Annotated in this window: 16 protein-coding genes; 10 read left to right on the top strand and 6 right to left on the bottom strand. The window is 61.8% G+C overall.

Annotated features, from left to right (window positions below; translation table 11 throughout):
- Nucleotides 1-6: 6 nt before the first annotated feature.
- Entirely contained in the window at nt 7-1059 is a 1053-nt protein-coding gene (locus BCA01S_RS09915) for a LacI family DNA-binding transcriptional regulator (RefSeq protein WP_027776769.1), read from the bottom strand.
- Nucleotides 1060-1401: 342 nt separating this feature from the next.
- Between BCA01S_RS09915 and BCA01S_RS09910 the strand changes: the two genes are divergently transcribed.
- Nucleotides 1402-2385, top strand: coding sequence for an aldose 1-epimerase (locus BCA01S_RS09910; protein ID WP_042318380.1), 984 nt, complete (start codon nt 1402-1404; stop codon nt 2383-2385).
- Nucleotides 2386-2488: 103 nt separating this feature from the next.
- On the opposite strand, the gene BCA01S_RS09905 is transcribed toward BCA01S_RS09910, so the two are convergent.
- Together BCA01S_RS09905 and BCA01S_RS09900 are read right to left on the bottom strand one after the other, a co-directional pair.
- On the bottom strand, nt 2489-3286 hold the full coding sequence (locus tag BCA01S_RS09905) for an endonuclease/exonuclease/phosphatase family protein (RefSeq protein WP_027776767.1): 798 nt from the start codon (nt 3284-3286) through the stop codon (nt 2489-2491).
- A gap of 109 nt (nt 3287-3395) precedes the next feature.
- Nucleotides 3396-3926, bottom strand: coding sequence for a hypothetical protein (locus tag BCA01S_RS09900; protein WP_027776766.1), 531 nt, complete (start codon nt 3924-3926; stop codon nt 3396-3398).
- Nucleotides 3927-4217: 291 nt separating this feature from the next.
- On the opposite strand from BCA01S_RS09900, the gene BCA01S_RS09895 reads away from it, so the two are divergent.
- From BCA01S_RS09895 to BCA01S_RS09880, 4 genes are all read left to right on the top strand, one after another.
- Nucleotides 4218-5195 carry an AAA family ATPase gene (locus tag BCA01S_RS09895; RefSeq protein ID WP_027776765.1) on the top strand — a complete coding sequence of 326 codons (978 nt, stop codon included), beginning with the start codon at nt 4218-4220 and terminating at the stop codon, nt 5193-5195.
- Between the two features lie 233 nt (nt 5196-5428).
- On the top strand, nt 5429-6535 hold the full coding sequence (locus BCA01S_RS09890) for an NAD(P)/FAD-dependent oxidoreductase (RefSeq protein ID WP_027776764.1): 1107 nt from the start codon (nt 5429-5431) through the stop codon (nt 6533-6535).
- Between the two features lie 155 nt (nt 6536-6690).
- Nucleotides 6691-7002, top strand: a complete 312-nt coding sequence (locus BCA01S_RS09885) for a high-potential iron-sulfur protein (protein WP_020067203.1) — start codon at nt 6691-6693, stop codon at nt 7000-7002.
- 193 nt (nt 7003-7195) lie between these two features.
- Nucleotides 7196-7387: a hypothetical protein gene (locus BCA01S_RS09880; protein WP_027776763.1), complete on the top strand. Its 192-nt coding sequence runs from the start codon at nt 7196-7198 to the stop codon at nt 7385-7387.
- On the opposite strand, the gene BCA01S_RS09875 is transcribed toward BCA01S_RS09880, so the two are convergent.
- Entirely contained in the window at nt 7371-8909 is a 1539-nt protein-coding gene (locus BCA01S_RS09875; protein WP_027776762.1) for an amidase, read from the bottom strand. The two genes, BCA01S_RS09880 and BCA01S_RS09875, sit on opposite strands and share 17 nt — an antisense overlap.
- 207 nt (nt 8910-9116) lie before the next feature.
- Nucleotides 9117-9815: a dienelactone hydrolase family protein gene (locus BCA01S_RS09870; protein ID WP_027776761.1), complete on the bottom strand. Its 699-nt coding sequence runs from the start codon at nt 9813-9815 to the stop codon at nt 9117-9119.
- A 305-nt stretch (nt 9816-10120) separates the two neighbouring features.
- Between BCA01S_RS09870 and BCA01S_RS09860 the strand changes: the two genes are divergently transcribed.
- A complete protein-coding gene (locus tag BCA01S_RS09860) occupies nt 10121-11221 on the top strand; it encodes an NAD(P)H-dependent flavin oxidoreductase (protein WP_027776760.1) in 1101 nt (366 codons plus the stop codon).
- Between the two features lie 444 nt (nt 11222-11665).
- Nucleotides 11666-12811, top strand: a complete 1146-nt coding sequence (locus BCA01S_RS09850; RefSeq protein WP_020067198.1) for a branched-chain amino acid ABC transporter substrate-binding protein — start codon at nt 11666-11668, stop codon at nt 12809-12811.
- A gap of 105 nt (nt 12812-12916) precedes the next feature.
- On the opposite strand, the gene BCA01S_RS09845 is transcribed toward BCA01S_RS09850, so the two are convergent.
- Complete coding sequence (locus BCA01S_RS09845) at nt 12917-14128, bottom strand: MFS transporter (RefSeq protein ID WP_027776759.1); 1212 nt, start codon at nt 14126-14128, stop codon at nt 12917-12919.
- Between the two features lie 233 nt (nt 14129-14361).
- Between BCA01S_RS09845 and BCA01S_RS09840 the strand changes: the two genes are divergently transcribed.
- From BCA01S_RS09840 to BCA01S_RS09830, 3 genes are all read left to right on the top strand, one after another.
- A complete protein-coding gene (locus BCA01S_RS09840) occupies nt 14362-15024 on the top strand; it encodes a HugZ family pyridoxamine 5'-phosphate oxidase (RefSeq protein ID WP_027776758.1) in 663 nt (220 codons plus the stop codon).
- A gap of 396 nt (nt 15025-15420) precedes the next feature.
- Complete coding sequence (locus BCA01S_RS09835) at nt 15421-15723, top strand: H-NS histone family protein (protein WP_020067195.1); 303 nt, start codon at nt 15421-15423, stop codon at nt 15721-15723.
- A 296-nt stretch (nt 15724-16019) separates the two neighbouring features.
- Entirely contained in the window at nt 16020-17258 is a 1239-nt protein-coding gene (locus BCA01S_RS09830) for a cation diffusion facilitator family transporter (protein ID WP_027776757.1), read from the top strand.
- Nucleotides 17259-17405 lie beyond the last annotated feature (147 nt).

Raw genomic sequence — 17405 nt, 5'->3', positions numbered from 1 at the left:
TATCGGTCAATCACTAATAATATTAGTCATGGGCTTTTTCGCCTCGGTAATTACCCGAACTGAAGCACGTTCGACCAGCGGTCCGTCGAGCTTCACCATGCGGTGCCGCACCGGTGCGCCGGCTGCCCTGTTGTGTTCTTCCTGAAGCAGAGTTTCGACAGCCCAACGTCCCAGTTCGTAGTTCGGCAGCACCACCGTGGAGAGCGGCGGATGCGTATGCCGAGCGATTTCCTGGTCGTCGTAGCCCAGCACGGAGACGTCATCGGGAACGCGGAGGCCGAGCTGCTTTAGCGCTTCGATCGCGCCGATCGCGGTCAGGTCGTTCGCGCAGAAAATCGCTGTCGGCGGATTGGGTTCGCGCATCAGCGAAAGCGTCAACTCGAAGCCGAGTCCGGAGCTCCAGTCGCCGTCGCGCACCAGTTCGGGCGCGTATGGCAGATCGGCCGTTGCCAGCGCGGTTCGGTAACCTTTGAGCCGGTCTTTCGACGCGTCCTGCCACGGCTCGCCGTTGATATAGCCAATTCGCCGATGCCCCGCTTGCAGCAGATAGTCGGTGGCCAGATGACCGCCCGCGACTTCGGCCGGCACGACCGACGAAAAGCCGCTGTCGCCCGTGTAGCAGTTCAGCAGCACGGTCGGCACACGGGAGAGCGCGGCAGGCGGCGAAACCTTGCGCGTATAGACGGTCGCGTAAATCACGCCGAGCACATGCGGGTTCGACAACGTTGTGTCGAGCACCTGCTTTTCGATGTCGGCGTTGCCGTGGGTCGAATAGACCGCCAGCATCTTGCCGCTCGCGTAGGCAGCGTCGCGGGCGCCGTCTACATTGACGACCGGATGCGGGCTCGTGGAGATTTCGTCGGCGAGATAGACGATCAGATTGCGTTCGTCGCTCGAAGCCGCGACCGGTGCGCGCGGTGCAAGCCGGTAGCCGAGGTCGTGCGCGGCCTTGAGAATCTTCTTGCGGGTATTCTCGGAAAACTTCGCGCCGGTCGCGTTGTTGAGCACCAGTGAGACAGTCGATTGCGACACGCCAGTGAATTTAGCGATGTCGGTCATGGTGGGACGGCGTTGAGTCGATTTTTTCATTGTGCGGGCCGCGCTGCAGCGGCGCTAAAGCGAAGACATGCTGAACATTCCGTGCTGACGGTACCACTAATAATATGCGCGCGGCAACGCGCGCAAACCCGTCACGGTCTGCGCAGGCGGCGGGGTGTTTCGCTGTGGCTGGAACTGGGATTATTACTAATAATATTGACCGGCGCGCCATGGCGTGCGATTCTGCGACGCGCGGACCTTGATCCGCACGGACCGCGCAGAGGGCGCGGAACATCGACGCCAACAGCGTCCGCGCTGTAGCCGTTAGCCGTCTTCGCGCGACGCCACGTTTTCTCTTTCCACATGCCCGACGTTTACGCCAATCCGAAGCTACCTGCTGCAACCGAACTGGCCTGGCTCGACGATCCTTCCATCGCGCCGCAGCTTGTCACGCTGACGGCCGGCACGCTACGGCTCGTGGTCGCGCCTGCGATTGGCGGCGCGCTGGCTGCTTTCTACGAGAGCACGGCGAACGGTCCCCTGCACTGGCTGCGGCCCGCTTCGCATGCCGCATTCACCGGGCAAGACCCGTTGCGCATGGCGAGCTTTCCGCTCTTTCCGTATTGCAACCGGATTCGCGATGCGCGCTTCGGATTCGACGGCGCCATAGTCGATCTCAGCGGTAACGACCCGCGCTTTGCGCACGCGCTGCATGGCAACGCGTGGCGACGTCCGTGGCAGGTTGCCGCGCTCACGCCAAATTCGGTGGATCTGCATTTCGAGCACGAACCCGATTCGCGCATTGCCGGCGATTGGCCATTCCGGTATCGCGCGCGGCAGCGGATAGAACTCAGCGATCAGGCGTTGCGCATCACGCTGTCGGCGCAAAACCTGGCGGGGCGGGCGATGCCGTTCGGCATGGGACATCATCCGTACTATCCGCGCACGCGGCAAACGCGCATCTACGCCGATGTGGCGGCGATGTGGCACGCCGACGCTCACGTGTTGCCGACGCATCTTGGTCCGCATCCGGCTGTCGATGCATTGCGCCGCGACGGTCTCTCTCCGGATGCTTTCGATCTGGACAACAACTTCGCAAACTGGGCGCGCGAAGCGACGATTGCATGGCCCGACGAAAGCCGTCAATTGACGATGACCGCCGAGGCGCCGTTCGACCATATGGTGATTTTTGCGCCCGGCGACGAGTCGCAGCTATGTGTGGAGCCGGTGACGAATACGACCGATTGCTTTAACGCTTCGGGTCCGCGGGAGCATGTGGGCGGCTGCGTGCTGCAACCGGGCGAAGAGCTCGCCGCTACGGTGACCTGGACGCCTAAGCGGATGTAGCCGCTTGGGGCGTGGAGTCTGCCGGGATCTTCTACACGCTGCTGCGGTAAAGAAAAGGGGCGGTCGCACCGCCCCTTACAACTTCCATTTCACTTTCACGCCGTCATTCGACGCGCAACCGCGCCATGTACGGCAGGTGATCGGAGAGCCACGCGGTCTCCTGCGTCGGTTGAATCCACTCGATCGGTTTCATGCCGCGAATGAACATCTTGTCCAGTGCGAGGGCCGGCGAAAAGGCCGGGAAGGTTCGGCCGGATTCGCCGAGCAGCGTCGCGACTTCGTGCAGGCCATGTTCGCCGAAAAGTGGCACCGAATCATTGCGCCAGTCGTTGAAGTCGCCGGCCAGCACGAGCGGCCCGTCCGGCGCTTCCTTCGCAATCCAGTGGGCGATCCAGTTCATCTGACGCAAGCGCGCCGAGCGCGTGAGGGCAAGGTGCGCGCACAACAAGGTGACCGAGTGCCCGCCGAACGTTGCGCGCGCGACAAGCAGGCCGCGTTTTTCAAAGCGATGCGCGGAGATGTCCCAGCGTCCGCCCAGATCGAGCGGATGCGGCGACAGGATCGCATTTCCGTGTCGCCACGACGGCTTGAAGACGTTGGGCCCGAGCGCGATTTCGAGCTGGAGCGCCCGCGCGATCTCGGTAGCCTGGCAATGCCAGACATCGCTTAGCGGATCGGCAACCGGTGCGCCGAAACCGCTCGCCAGCACCGGCGACGGCATGCGCCGCGCCATGGCTTCCTGGAGAAAATAGGCGTCGGCCTGGGTCGACTGAACCCAGCGCTGCATGGCCTGCCAGGCCTGAAAGCCGAGCGGCGTTCTACCTTTGTGAAGGTTCCAGCTCACCGCCACAAAATCTTTGGGTGCTGTGCTTTCGCGGATCAATTCTTCGGGGTTTCGCATGCCGCGTTATCCACGTGTTCTGTTTTCGGGGCTTTGACTATTCGGGCGTTGTTCGCACAACGTTCAGGTTGGCTCTTCAGCTTCGCTTTTCGACCCTTCGCCTTGCCGCTCAGTTCGTGGCGTTCGCGCCACTCGCGCCTGCCGCCCCGCTTGCCCCGTTAGTCAGGCTCGCGCGGACGCGATAGACCAAGTTCGGATCTTTGGCGACGATCGTCCAGCTTGCCGTTTGACCCGCTGCCACTTTCAGACCCGGGTGGCTCGCGCTCACCTGACGTGGCTGCGGCGGCAGTTTGCAGCCGGTGTCCGTTTGCCGCGCGGCGGAGTCCTCGAAAGTTTCCTGCGCCTCGATGGACAGCGTGACCTCGTTACTGTCCGCCTGCAACGGCGACACGGTTAGCGTCCGGGCGAGGTCGATGCTGCCGGCCGGCCGATCCTTGCAGCCGACGTTATGCTGAACCACCTTGTGATGCGTATCCGTGCGCGCCTGGCCGACCGTGGTGGTGCCTTCGAACGTGTCGATCTGTTGACCGTCGCTTAGTACTTGCAGCTCCCATTGAACGACCGGCTGCGGCGGCCGTTGTTGCGCCTGTGCGAGCAACGAAGTGCCAAGCAGCACGGCCACGATACTGGTTTTCCACATAAAGCAAATCTCCGGTGACTGCGTCCGGCAGCGTTGTCAGATGGCCATCTTACGCCTGAAGAGCAGAACGCTTTTCTGACAGGTTAAACGGGGCCGGGTTCAGCAACAATGCATTTCCTGTTGGGCCGGTGATCCGGACGGCGCTTCCCGCGCCCGTCTCAAACGACCGGCCGTTAGCAGCAGAGCCGCACGACTGCTGGCTTGCGTGCCGATCTGTCCTCGTTAAACTGAACCTGAAACGGCGCTCGCCTTGGGTGCCGCCGAGCAGGGCCAGCCAGAACTGGGTGAGCAATGACAACAGCAATGGTCAAACAGGAAATCGCCGTCGCATCGTTCAGTCAGGTGTACGACCTCGATCAGGTCGAGACCGCTCTGACCGATCTCGGCGAAGGCGCCAACGACGCGCTGCGTACAACCTACGAAAAGATGCTGAAAACCGGCAATCTGCGCTTCTGCGTCAAGCCGAACCGCATGCCGTCTATCGACGATCTGATCGACGCACTGCCGAACTTTGCCGACCCGCTCGACGACATTCGCAAGCAGGTCGCCCTCTGTCTCGAGACGGAAGACCGGCTCGAACTGATGCCGATTCTGCTGCTCGGCGACCCCGGCATCGGCAAGACGCATTTCGCGAAGCAGTTAGCGCGCCTGCTCGGCACGGCTTATCACTACGTCGCGATGAGTTCGTTGACAGCTGGGTGGATTCTTTCCGGTGCGTCGTCGCAATGGAAAAATGCGAAGCCGGGCAAAGTGTTCGACGCGCTCGTGAACGGCAGCTATGCAAACCCTGTTATCACGGTCGACGAAATCGACAAGGCCACCGGCGACTCGCAATATGATCCGCTTGGCGCGCTGTACGCGTTGCTGGAGCACGACACGGCGCAGACTTTCATCGACGAATTCGCTGAAGTTCCCATTAACGCCGGCCATGTGATCTGGATCGCCACAGCCAACGACGAGCGCTCGATTCCCGAGCCGATCATGAACCGGATGAATGTGTATGAAATTCCGCCGCCGGACCGTGACGGCGCGCGCCGGATCGCGCAATCCATCTACGCGGAAATTCGCGGCGCACACAACTGGGGTCTGCGTTTTCCTGAGCAGATCGGAGAGGGCGCCCTCGAGGCGTTGAAGAATGCGTCGCCACGCGAAATGCGCCGCGCGATTCTGAACGGCTTCGGCGCCGCGCGGATCGACGGGCGCGACGAGATAGGCGGCGGCGATATCCGGCTCGACTACGGCAACCGTCGCAGACCGATCGGTTTCTGAGCGTTCCTGCGCGCTCCTGTGCGCTCGTTCCGGCGCCGATGCCCGCGTTACGCCGCCTCGGGAACCAAGAAGGGCATCAAGCTCTGTGCGGCGTCGTACAATTCCACGCAGCGGGTAGCGAAACGGCAGTGCGTTCGCCAGCGAGCGGTGTAAGGCGCTCGTTGGCTGCATGCTGGCGTCATCTATATTGGTGAACGAGGCGGCGCGCGGCGAAGTTGGCTGCGTCGAGGGACATGGACCAAATCGAATGTGTCGTAATCGGCGCGGGCGTGGTCGGGCTCGCGGTAGCGCGCGCCCTCGCGGCGCGCGGGCGGGAAGTGATCGTGCTGGAAGCGGCCGAGGCCATTGGCGTAGGCACGAGTTCACGCAACAGTGAAGTGATTCACGCGGGCATCTACTATCCACGTGGCTCGCTCAAGGCAACGCTGTGCGTGCGAGGGCGCGAGATGCTCTACGACTACTGTGTCGAGCATAACGTGCCGCATTCGCGTTGCGGCAAACTGCTTGTGGCGACGTCGTCTAATCAGATTCCGCAGCTGGAAAGCATCATGCACAAGGGCCGCGAAAACGGCGTGCTCGACCTGATGCGTATTACCGGCGACCAGGCGCAGGCGCTCGAACCGGCGCTAGAATGTGTGGCGGCGGTCTTCTCACCGCAGACGGGCATTGTCGACAGTCATCAGCTGATGCTTGCGTTGCAGGGCGACGCCGAGCGCGATGGCGCGGTGTTCGCGTTTCACTCGCCCGTGGAGGCAATCGAAGCGAGTAATGGCCGCTTCATCATCAAAGTGGGCGGCGACGCGCCTGCCACCATCAGTTCGGCTTGCGTGATCAACAGCGCCGGGCTCCACGCGAACGCGCTCGCCCGCAAGATTCGCGGACTCGACGCGCGGCACGTGCCGTCGCTTTATCTCGCGCGCGGCAACTACTTCGGTATCTCGGGGCGCGCACCGTTCAGCCGGCTGATTTATCCGATGCCCAATGAAGCGGGACTCGGCGTGCATTTGACAATCGATCTGGGCGGCCAGGCGCGCTTTGGTCCCGACGTCGAATGGGTCGATGCAATCAACTACGATGTCGATCCACGGCGCGCCGAATCTTTCTACGCGGCGATCCGCGCCTACTGGCCCGCGCTTCCCGACAATGCGTTGCAGCCCGCCTATGCGGGCATCCGTCCAAAGCTGTCCGGTCCGGGCGAACCTGCCGCTGACTTCGTGATTCAAGGGTCCGCCGCGCATGGCGTGCGCGGACTGGTCAATCTGTTCGGCATCGAATCGCCGGGACTGACTGCTTCGCTCGCGATCGCGCAACGGGTCTGCGAGTTGAGCGGGCGGGCGTGAGGAGGGCGGCTGCGTCTCACGCCATGCTGCGTCAATTCGTACCGATTCGCTTATCTCTATCATTTGAGCCGTCACGCACGGCGGCTTCATTGCTATGCTTGGGGACCGCTGTCGATAGAACGGCGATCAGTTCAATATAAATGGAGTGAGTCCCCATGAAAGCTTCCCGTCGTACGTTTTTGATCACCAGTATCGGTGTTGCCTCGTCGCTCGCGCTGTCCCGCCAGGCGCTCGCCGATGCGCCGAAGGTCGCCGAAAGCGATCCGACTGCACAAGCGCTCGGCTACAAGGAAGACGCCAGCAAGGTCGACAAGGCGAAATTCGCCAAATACGCGCCGGGCCAGGACTGCGGCAATTGCAGCTTCTATCAGGGCAAGGCGGCAGACCCATACGCGCCGTGCCCGATGTTCGCCGGCAAGCAGGTCGCGGCCAAGGGTTGGTGCAGCGCGTATAACAAGAAGGCGTGAACGCGTGGCCCACATGCTGCGCTGACTTGTAGCGTGAAAAGCGCTGCAATATTGCGGCGCACGTTCAATGACCTGTCACTTGGGCGTCTGCCGCCATGCGCGGCAGACGCCCTTTTTGTGGCTTCGCCGCGCGGACGCACATTGACGCTGACACAGAACATCACGGGACACTTTCCGAAGGTTCGATATCCGCATGGCATCGGCGTCGAGAGGCCCGAATATTCGCGTGGACGTGGCGGCGGTCGTCGGCAATGCGTTGCAATCGCTGTTGCTCACGCTCGCGATCATCTATCCGCTCTTCACGTGGCTCGCCCCAGCGCCAGTCGTGTCGAAGCTGATGAGCCTGAGTCAATCAGCAGCTGCGCCGCCTAGCTGCGCGCTTTGATAAGCGGCGGCCGTTTGTTGAACCAGGGACGCGCCGCTTCCAGTTGCGCGGCGAGGCGCAACAGCGTCGCTTCGCCACCGTCGCGCGCGGCGAACTGCACGCCCACCGGCAGTCCACGTGCATTCCAGTAAAGCGGTATCGACATGGCCGGCTGGCCGCTCAGATTGAACAGCTCCGTGCAGCCTGCCCACGCAAATGCTTTATTCGACGCTTCGGCAAGCAGCTTCTTTAGCAGCGGCTCAAGCGGCATCGCGCTGACGGCGCGCATTTGCATGCGTTCCGTCGAAGTCGGCTGCATCTCGCCGATCTTGATTGGCGCGCTCGCAAGCGTCGCGCACAAGATCACGTCGTAACGCTGCAGCAAACCCGTCAAACGTTCGGTAATGCGGCGCTGTTCTTCGAGCGCAGCAGGCAAGCCGCGTTCACCGAGCTTGCGGCCCACGTGCGCCATCACCCATGTCGAGATTTCGAACTCGTCGCGCAGCGGTTTGCGCCCGGTAATGCGCTCGGCGTTCAGCACGAGATCTTCCGCGGTGACGGACCAAAGCGTGAGAAATGCGTGTCTGACGGCCGCGAAATCGATGCCAAGCGAAATCGGCTCGATGTTATGACCGAGCGAACTCGCGAGTTGCGCGGCGTCCTCCAGTGCGGCGCGCGCATCGGCGGAGAGGGACGGCGCAAGCATCGGCTCGGTTACGTAAGCGATGTTCAGCGGTTTGCACGGCTCGCGACTCGCGCCGAGAAACGTGCCGGGCGCGCCGAGCGGACGGTCGGCGTTGCCAGCAAGAAGGTCGAGCAACACCGCGCTGTCGCGCACGCTGCGCGATACGCCGTGATCGATGCCGAGTTCGCCGGCCGTGACTGCGGCGGGCATGCGCGGCACGCGTCCGCGCGACGGCTTCAGTCCAAAGAGGCCGCAGCACGATGCAGGGATGCGGATCGAACCGCCGCCGTCCGACGCATGCGCAAGCGGCACGATGCCGGCGGCGACCGCTGCCGCCGCTCCGCCACTGGAGCCGCCCGGCGTATGGTCGAGATTCCACGGATTGCGGCATGCGCCAAACAGTTCGGGCTCCGTATAAGGCATCTGGCCCAGCTCGGAAGTGCTGGTCTTGCCGAAGATGTTCAACCCTGCCGCTCTGGCAAGCGCGACCACTGGCGCGTCGTCGCCGGGAATGAAGTGACGGTAGTGGCGGCTGCCCATTGTCATGCGCAGTCCTGCAACGGGAGCGCCGAGATCTTTGATCAGGTACGGCACGCCGGCAAGCGCAGTCTGCGCGCTCGGCGTCGTTCCTTTGCTACCGGCGTCCGCGGAATTCGCTCCGTTTGTCATGCTTGCGTCGTAACGCGACGCGCGTTCGCGGGCCGCGTCATAGTCCTTCAGCACGATCGCGTTGATCGCAGGATTGACCGCCTCGGTGCGCGAGATCGCTGTGTCGATCAACTCGCGCGCGCTCGCTTCTCGAGTTCGCACCAGTTCGGCGAGGCCGATGGCGTCATGGGCAAGATAGTCTGATAGCACGACGGTGGAGCCCTCGTTGCCGAATGTTGAATACCGGATATTCATGCGCGCCAGCGGCTGCGGCAACCAGGGCGCCGCGATATTCGAGCCGCTCATGGGCGTGCACAAAAGAAGACGGCGCGCTGGCGACGCGCCGTTCTTGACAGGGTAGCCGACTTACGCGCAGACGTGAGAAGCCGCGCGCATCGTGCCGTCTATTGGCTTGACTTAAGCACGCTCGCCGAGGAACGTCAGCGTGCGGCCATGCGCGAGCGCCGAAGCGCGCAGGTTATACGACGCGCGGTCCCAGCAGTTGAAGCCGTGATCGGCATTCGGATAGATGTGGAATTCGGTATCCGTGCGGCCCGCAAAGCGCTCCTGAATCTGGCCGACGGCTGACAGCGGAATGTGCTCGTCGAGTTCGCCGTAATGAAATTGCATCGGCACCTTGATTTTTGCGGCTTCGTCGAGCTGGTTCTGGATGCCGCCGCCGTAATAGGCGACTGCGGCGTCCACACTGCCTCGCGCCGCCGCCATATATGCAAGGCGTCCGCCGAAGCAGAAGCCAATGGCGGCGATCTTGCCGGTGACTTCGGGCATCGCGCGCAGTGCCGCGGCAGCGGCGCCGATGTCGTCGGCGGCCTCGTTCGCGTCGAGCTTTTGCATCAGTTCGATGCCCTTGGCGCGGTCGGCGCCTTCATACGTCAATTCGACGCGCGGCTGCACCCGCCAGAACACGTCCGGGGCGAGCGCGATATATCCGTCTTGTGCGTACTGATCGGCGACCGAGCGAATATGGCTGTTCACGCCGAAAATTTCCTGGATGATGATGACGGCCGGTCCCTTGCCGCCTTTGGGCAACGCCAGATAGCCGCCGAACGTGTCGTTGCCGGCAGGGATGTCGATCCATCGGGAAGTGGTGCTCATGATGTTCTCCATAGTCGCGCGTTGCGCGCGAGGTGAGTCTGCGGATTCAGTCCAGGTCAACGCAAGAGGCTCGAATGCCTGAAGCGGGCGGTCAGTTTGCCATCAAACGAAAGCCGCTGCAGGCAGGGGTCCGGCAGCCTTTCGTGCAGCCTTCGGAAGCCCGGGCGACGCGCCTTCTGAAGGCAATCTCGTAAGACGATTGAAACGTTCTCGATAATTCATTTTTCCGTTGCGCGTGGTGCCGGTAGAGTCCACGGTAGTGGTTTGCCGTAACGAAGAGCGGGTCGCGCGAAGGAGAATCGATCATGGGTGAAGTCAATTTTGTGACGCCGTTTGCCGAGCGTTTTGCATTGCGGGTGCCGGTCGTCCAGGCGCCGATGGCGGGCGCGACCACGCCGGAGTTGGTGGCCGCCGTATCGAATAGCGGCGGCCTGGGGACGCTGGCGGGCGCGGCGCTGTCGCCGGAGAAGATTGCAACCGATATCGCGTCGATTCGCGCGCTCACGGATCGTCCGTTCGGCGTCAATCTGTTTGTACTGGAGCCGGCCTCGCCGGACGACTCCACAGTGCGCCGCGCGCTCGAAGCAATCGACCCGGTGCGCGCGGATCTCGGCTTGCCGCCGGGCCGGCCGCTCGAACGCTATGCGCCCGATTTTCGCGCGCAACTGGAGGCGCTGATCGAGTCGCGCGTGCCGGTGGTGAGCTTCACTTTCGGAGTGCTGTCGAGCGAGGACGTCGCGCGGCTTCATGCCAACGGTCAATATGTAATCGGCACGGCGACGCACGTTGCCGAAGGTGTCGCGTGGCGAGATGCCGGCGCCGATGCAATCGCCGCGCAAGGGTCGGAGGCGGGCGCGCATCGCGGTACGTTCATCGGCTCATTTGAAGAAGCGCTGGTCGGCACGATGGCGCTCGTACCGCAACTCGTCGATGCAACCGGGCTGCCGGTGCTGGCCGCGGGCGGCATCATGGACGGACGCGGGATCGTCGCCGCGCTTGCGCTCGGTGCACAAGCCGCCGTGATGGGCACCGCGTTTTTGACGAGCCGCGAGAGCGCGATACCGCAGGCATGGAAAGAGCGGCTGCGTTCGATCACGGACACATCGACTTCGGTGACGCGCGCAATCACAGGCCGTCATGCCCGCGGCATACGAAACCCGCTGATGCAGCGTTTGAGCGACACGCCGCAGAACATCGCGCCGTATCCGGTCCAGAACGCATTGACGCAAGAGTTGCGTCAAACGGCCGCCCGCGCGCAGAACGGCGACTATCTCTCGCTATGGTCGGGGCAGGGCGCGCCGTTGGGCCGTGCGCGACGCGAAGACTTCGGCGCCGCTGAACTAATGGAGCAACTCGAGCAGGAATGGCGTGCGGCAAGCGCACGTATTGCGGCATTCGGGCGCTGATCGGCATGAGTCAGGCGTGCATCGCCCCCGCTTGCGATGCACGTCGTTTTCACAATCAAAAGCCGCTCGAAGCTTATTCGAACCATTAACGGTTTAACCCGCTAAAAGCTTGAGGCCGGGTTCCTCGATGATCGCTTTACATAGCGGAAACCCGCATGGGCTGGAGTTCTGCGGGCCGTCATGCAAGCCGGAAACGGTCGCTGTTGGATAAACGCTATTAGTGTTCATCCCACTTCCTCAAAAAAGTCCCACAAATTAATTTGATAGCCTACACTTGCGCGCAAGTACGGGTCGCCGCCTGCCACAAACAGTCCGGCGAACGTGCTGGCCAAGTGCATGAACGATGCAACCGGCGTGGTCGTCCACGGGACTGAGCGACACGTGAAGGGGAAGCGGGGGCACAGGGCGATTACGTTGTTTTTGGGACCGAAACTGGAGACTTACATGAACATCAAGATTCAAAAGCTGTTGCCGATCAGCGCTGCGGCGATGCTGTTCGCGACGTTGGCAACATCGGCTGCGGCTGACACGGTCGTCAAGATCGGTCACGTTGCACCTTTGACTGGCGGTATCGCTCACCTGGGGAAAGACAACGAAAACGGCGCTCGCCTCGCGGTTGAAGAAATCAACGCGAAGGGCCTGACGATTGGCGGCCAGAAAATCACGCTGCAACTCGACGCACAAGACGACGCAGCCGACCCGCGTACTGCTACGCAGGTCGCGCAGAAGCTGGTCGACGATAAGGTCGTCGCAGTGGTCGGCCACCTGAACTCGGGTACGTCGATTCCGGCTTCGAAGATCTACAGCGATGCAGGCATCGTGCAGATCTCGCCGTCGGCAACGAACCCGGCCTACACGCAACAAGGTTTCAAGACGACGTATCGCGTCGTCGCAACCGATGCGCAACAAGGTCCGGCACTGGCTAACTACGCAGCCAAGGGTCTGAAAGTGAAGAGCGTCGCGATCGTCGACGACTCGACCGCTTATGGCCAGGGTCTGGCGAACGAATTCGAAAAGACCGCAAAGTCGCTGGGCCTGAACGTGATGTCGCATGACGCGACGAACGACAAGGCTGTCGACTTCCGCGCAATTCTGACGAAGATCAAGGGTGAGAATCCGGACGCCATCATGTACGGCGGCATGGACGCAACCGGCGGCCCGTTCGCGAAACAAGCCAAGCAGCTCGGCCTGCGTGCGAAGGTGCTGGCAGGTGACGGCGTGTGTACCGACAAGCTGTCCGATCTGGCCGGCGACGCAACCGACAACATCGTCTGCTCGGAAGCCGGCATGGCGCTCGAGAAGATGGAAGGCGGCCCGGCGTTCCAGGCAAAGTATCTGAAGCGTTTTGGCCAGCCGATCCAGATTTACGCTCCGTTCACGTATGACGCGGTGTACATCATCGTCGACGCAATGAAGCGCGCTGGCTCGACCGATCCGGCGAAGATCCTGGCTGCAATGCCGAACACCGACTACAAGGGTGTGATCGGCCAGACGACCTTCGATTCGAAGGGCGACCTGAAGCACGGCGTGATCTCGCTGTACAACTACAAGTCGGGCAAGAAGACGCTGCTCGACGTCGTGAAGATGTAAGAGCGCATGTACGCGGGCAGCTTGCGCTGCCCGTGAACGCATGATTAAAAAAGGCACGCGTACCGTCAGGTCGCGTGCCTTTTCTATTGATGCAGCACGTTGTTGCTAGATTTTCAGGCGTCGCAGTACTTTCGGGCCCGCGAACGCAATCAACGCACAACACACGGCGACAACGGAAAGCCCGATCGAGAGATTGGTCACCTGCGCAACCGCACCGATCACCACTGGCCCGAACAGCAGCCCGAAATACGCGAGCCCCGCGACGTGCGCGAGGCCTTCGGCTGCGTGAATGCCCTTTACGCTCGCCGCGGCCGCGAACAGAACCGGCATCATGTTGGCCAAGCCGAGGCCCATCAAAGTGAAACCGACTAGCGCGGCGACCGGCGTCGGCAGCAGGAGCGCGCCGATCATTCCTGCGAGCGCGAGCGTTGCGCTGCCCATTACGAGTTGCGGAGCGCCGAAGCGCGCGCGCACGGCGTCGCCGGCAAAACGGGCCGCCGCCATGCCGCCGGAAAATGCCGCATAAGCAGCGCTCGCGAGCGCGGGCGTGGCGAGGACGACGTCGCGCATATAGACGGTCGCCCAGTCGTACATTGCGCCTTCTGCGATCAGCGCGACGAGCGCCATGGTGCCGAGTGCCCACAACGCCGGCGATCGCCAACGGTTGGCGCGCGGCGTCGCGGAATCCGGATGCTCGTCGTGCGGTACATGCGGCAACACTGCCGGACACGCGGCGATCAGCACCAGTGCACTGACGGTGGCCGCCAACGCCAGATGCACGGCCGGCGCCATGCCATGCGCGAGCAGCGCGCCGCCCGCCGCCGCACCGAACATCCCGCCGACGCTGAACATGCCGTGCAACGACGACATGATCGGCTTGCCCAGCGCTTTTTCGACGGCGCTAGCCTCCGCGTTCATGGCGACATCGAGCGTGGCCATGCCCGCGCCGAACGTTGCCAGCACGATCAGCAGAAGCCAGTAATACGGCACCACCAGGATCAAGGCGGCGCAGACCGCCATCACGAGGCCGCCGGTCAGGCAGGCGCGGCGTGTGCCGACACGCGCGATCCACGACGCATTGGCTGCCATCGCGCCGATCGAGCCGCCCGCGACGGCGAGAAGCGCCAGCGACAGCAATGCTGGACTAAGCTGGAAACGATCGCGCACGGTTGGCACGTGCACGCCCCACGACCCGTACACCATCCCGGCGATGAAAAACACTGCCATGGTTGCAATGCGGGCTCGCTGACGGACTGTGTAGGACAGGTCTCGGTGAGCGGCGGGGATGGCGGCGAAGTCGGAAGAGCGATCGGACACGGAAGTCTCGTGGAGAAAGATGCGGGAGAAAGCGCACTGAAAGCGAATTTCCGATTCTAACCAGGCACGCTGTCTTATGCTTGAAGCGCTTGAGACCATGAAAGCTTGCGTCTTGAGGCGATCGGCGCCGACTGCAAGCGCTAGCGCCGGCCGCGGGCGGTAGCTTAGGCGTCCCCGATGTAACTGGGCTTTGGGGTATCCGGCGAGCAGAGCTTATTTATCAAGGAAAGCAATTGAACATTCCCGCACAAGCGCCATTGCACCTGCTGCATACCTCGGCCGTCGGTACGCTCGCGACGCACGCCCGCCAACCGGAAGGTTTCCCTTATCCGTCCGTGCTGCCATTCGCGCCAGACGCGCGCCACCGGCCTACGATTCTGGTGAGTCGGCTCGCCGAGCATACGCATAACCTGCATGCAGATCCGCGGGCCGGCTTTCTCGTCGTCGACGCGCCCGACGGCGACGTGCTCAATGGTCAGCGCGTCACCTTGTTGGGAACGTTTGAACCGGTCGATCCGGCGCCGGAACTCGTCGCGCGTTATTTGCGCTATCACCCTGACGCGGAGCGCTATCTCGTTCTGGGCGACTTTACGTTCTGGACCATGACGCTCGACCGCCTGCGGTATATCGGCGGGTTCGGTGCGATGGGGTGGCTTGGCGGCGATGAGCTGGACCCGCTGCCTGCACTGGAGGCCGACCAGGAAGAAGCACTCATAGGAGAATTCGCCGATGCGTTTTCAAACCGATCCGGTTATCAGCTCATCGGCGTGGACCGGTATGGAGCTGATTTAAGAAGAGACGGGCTTCGCAAACGTTTTCCATTCGACAGCGGAATGCCAGATCGGGAAACCTTGCACGCGGCGCTCGAAGATTGCATGCGACGACAAACAAATTAGGCGTTTATTGCCGATTGCGAACGACCTTATCGCAGAAAAAACGGCGGAAAAGTTCTATCGCAATATGTTACGTGGTCTCATATCAAAGCTTTCATGAAATGAGATGTTTGGCCGGTGAAGCATATCTAATTTTCATCTGCTGATAATTAATCCCATAATTACCGACACCACACGGCCTTTCTCTGCAAAATGCGGACGTGGGCAAATGAAAGGGACCGCGCTTACTCGGCGCGGGAAGGAAAGTTTTTGAAACGAAGAAGTATTAGTTTCACGCAGATGCATTTGTAGTCTTTCTATTTTGTGTTAATCTCGCGTTCAAATTCCGAGGCATGAACACCTTCAAAGGGCAAGCTGGCTTAAGACTGGCAGTCGTTAATTCAAACCACAAGGTAACCTATGTCTTCCTACAAGGAACTACTCGCGCAGCGAGAGAAGCTTGAAAAGCAGATCGAAGAGGCTAAGTCGCGCGAATACGCGGAAGTGCTGAACGAAATCAAACAGAAAATGGCCGACTACGGCATCTCGCTTAGCGAACTGGGTGGCGGCCGCGCACCTAAAGGCGCCAAAGCCGCGCGTCCGCGCGCTGGCGTTGCACCGAAGTATCGTGACCCGGAATCCGGCAGCACTTGGTCCGGGCGCGGCAAACCGCCGCGGTGGATTGCCGGTTTGGATCGTGAGAAGTTTCTGATTCAAAAGTAATTCCCTCGGAATTACTCAGATGTAAATGGCTGCCCCATTAAATGTAATACGAATACTAGTCGGTCGCGCGAGCGCTGCTGCTTCGTCATGAAAGGTCGCGTGCTGTTCAGAACGCGGCCTTTTCATTGTCGCGCCTAACTTGCCCAAAGTTGCCGCATGCGCTACTTCGCGTAATTGGAATGCGAATGCTTTTCGTTTTCATAAGCGGCTGATTTTTATGGATATTTTTCGAGTCGGTGCAGTTTAAAAAGGCCCGGCGGGTAGAATGTAGGCATTGAACTCCTGCCTCCTTCAAGATGCCTTCCGCCGCTGTTGAGTCCGCCGAGAAACACCGCGTCGCGCGCAAAAGTACGTTTGTCAGCATTGCGCTGAATGCCGTATTGATGGCGCTGCAAATCGCCATCGGCGTGTTCGCGCACTCGCAGGCACTTGTGGCCGACGGCATCCATTCTCTTGCCGATCTGATTTCAGATTTTGTCGTGCTGTTCGCCAATAGGCACAGCGGCGCAAAGCCGGACGCGGATCACAATTACGGGCATAGCCGTTACGAAACGGTCGCTTCGTTATTTCTTGGCGCGCTGCTCATTGCAGTTGGCGTCGGCATGTTGTGGCGTGCCGGCACTCGGCTCGCCGATCTCGACAACATTCCGGCTGTTCATCTGAGCGCTCTGTTCGTGGCAGTGCTCGTGCTCTTTTCCAAAGAAGGACTGTTCCGCTACATGCTGCGCGAAGCGCAGCGCGTGCGCTCGGCCATGCTGATTGCAAACGCGTGGCATGCGCGGTCGGACGCGGCGTCGTCGCTGGTGGTCGCGCTGGGTATTCTCGGAAGTCTCGCCGGCGTGCGGCTGCTCGATCCCATCGCCGCCGCAATCGTCGGTTTCATGGTGGCGCGCATGGGCTGGATGTTCGGGTGGGACGCGCTGCAGGATCTGTCGGACCGCGCGCTGGACGAAGCCGCCACTGCCGACATGCGCGCACTGCTGCTATCGACGCCGGGCGTGCGCGACGTGCACGAACTACGAACGCGAAAAATGGGCGACTTCGCGCTAGTCGACGCACATATTCTGGTCGATCCGCTGATCTCGGTGTCCGAGGGGCATTACATCGCTGAGAGTGCACGCCTGCGTGTGTTGAGCGACAACCGTGTGCTCGACGCGCTGATCCACGTCGATCCAGAGAACGATGCGGTCGCGCATCCGCCGGTGGGGTTGCCTTCGCGCGAGCGGATCGTTGCCGACGTGAACGCGGCGTTGGCGACCGTCGGTCTCAAGGCCGCGGCGGTCAACATTCATTATTTGAGCACCGGGCTCGACGTCGAGGTTGTACTGCCCGCGCAGTCTTTGCGCGATGACGACAGCGAAAGCACGGGGGCGCTTAAACGTGTCGACCTTGCTGCGCTCAAGCGCCGCCTTGGCGCGCGCAAGCTCGATGTGCTGCGCGAAGTCGACACGCCGTCAACACAAAGCGGTTCGTCAACGCAGGCCGGAGCGGGCGCGGATCGTCACGAGAGCACGGTCCCGCACGGCACCAGCTAGGCCGCGCGAGGATGCGATTCGACGCGACGCATCGCACGGTCGCGTCGCACGCCGCTGCAATCCGCGTTCACCAGCCACCGCGCGCGTCCGCACCGGCTCGGGTTGCATCCCAACGGCCCACGGCTATTTAACAGCGCACGTCAGCAC

The organism is Paraburkholderia caledonica NBRC 102488 (genome assembly GCF_000685095.1).
Lineage (GTDB): Bacteria > Pseudomonadota > Gammaproteobacteria > Burkholderiales > Burkholderiaceae > Paraburkholderia > Paraburkholderia caledonica.
This window is presented reverse-complemented; position numbering and strand designations above follow the sequence as displayed.

What these genes read in the sequence shown, in the direction of transcription:
- BCA01S_RS09915 (WP_027776769.1), bottom strand. Translation starts at nt 1,059, where the DNA reads ATGACCGACATCGCTAAATTCACTGGCGTGTCGCAATCGACTGTCTCA.
- BCA01S_RS09910 (WP_042318380.1), top strand. Translation starts at nt 1,402, where the DNA reads ATGCCCGACGTTTACGCCAATCCGAAGCTACCTGCTGCAACCGAACTG.
- BCA01S_RS09905 (WP_027776767.1), bottom strand. Translation starts at nt 3,286, where the DNA reads ATGCGAAACCCCGAAGAATTGATCCGCGAAAGCACAGCACCCAAAGAT.
- BCA01S_RS09900 (WP_027776766.1), bottom strand. Translation starts at nt 3,926, where the DNA reads ATGTGGAAAACCAGTATCGTGGCCGTGCTGCTTGGCACTTCGTTGCTC.
- BCA01S_RS09895 (WP_027776765.1), top strand. Translation starts at nt 4,218, where the DNA reads ATGACAACAGCAATGGTCAAACAGGAAATCGCCGTCGCATCGTTCAGT.
- BCA01S_RS09890 (WP_027776764.1), top strand. Translation starts at nt 5,429, where the DNA reads ATGGACCAAATCGAATGTGTCGTAATCGGCGCGGGCGTGGTCGGGCTC.
- BCA01S_RS09885 (WP_020067203.1), top strand. Translation starts at nt 6,691, where the DNA reads ATGAAAGCTTCCCGTCGTACGTTTTTGATCACCAGTATCGGTGTTGCC.
- BCA01S_RS09880 (WP_027776763.1), top strand. Translation starts at nt 7,196, where the DNA reads ATGGCATCGGCGTCGAGAGGCCCGAATATTCGCGTGGACGTGGCGGCG.
- BCA01S_RS09870 (WP_027776761.1), bottom strand. Translation starts at nt 9,815, where the DNA reads ATGAGCACCACTTCCCGATGGATCGACATCCCTGCCGGCAACGACACG.
- BCA01S_RS09860 (WP_027776760.1), top strand. Translation starts at nt 10,121, where the DNA reads ATGGGTGAAGTCAATTTTGTGACGCCGTTTGCCGAGCGTTTTGCATTG.
- BCA01S_RS09850 (WP_020067198.1), top strand. Translation starts at nt 11,666, where the DNA reads ATGAACATCAAGATTCAAAAGCTGTTGCCGATCAGCGCTGCGGCGATG.
- BCA01S_RS09835 (WP_020067195.1), top strand. Translation starts at nt 15,421, where the DNA reads ATGTCTTCCTACAAGGAACTACTCGCGCAGCGAGAGAAGCTTGAAAAG.
- BCA01S_RS09830 (WP_027776757.1), top strand. Translation starts at nt 16,020, where the DNA reads ATGCCTTCCGCCGCTGTTGAGTCCGCCGAGAAACACCGCGTCGCGCGC.